Annotated in this window: 1 protein-coding gene; it reads left to right on the top strand. The window is 44.3% G+C overall.

The annotated features are described in order from the left end of the window. Positions 1–306, top strand: a 306-nt coding sequence (locus JT26_RS01305; RefSeq protein WP_036845037.1) for a helix-turn-helix domain-containing protein, incomplete at its 5' end; no start/stop codon positions are given. Positions 307–332 lie beyond the last annotated feature (26 nt).

The following is a 332-nucleotide window of genomic DNA, read 5'->3' as shown; positions in this document are numbered from 1 at the left end:
AAGATAGAAAAGATTCTTCGGTATGTGGAGCAGGAGAAAAAGGCAAAGACGGAGTATGAAAACCGCCTTATCTCCAATGATGAGTTAGCCGAGATACTCGGTATCAGTAAACGTACCCTCCAGCGTATGCGCAGTGCAGACCGAATCGGCTACAAGATGATCTATGGGCGTTGCTACTACGACCTACATGACATCGAGGAGGCGATACGCAACAGAAGTCTCTACTGTAATCCTAAGAACATGGAAGAACTACGGCATAACTTCAAACTTAAAAGTAGGAAGATAAAGGATGGAACTATTGGATAGAGAGACCTTTCTTGACTGGATGGAAC

The organism is Porphyromonas sp. COT-108 OH1349, from assembly GCF_000768755.1.
Classification (GTDB): Bacteria; Bacteroidota; Bacteroidia; order Bacteroidales; family Porphyromonadaceae; genus Porphyromonas_A; species Porphyromonas_A canoris.
The sequence above is the reverse complement of the archived record's forward strand: the minus strand, read 5'-3'. Positions and strand labels throughout refer to the sequence as shown.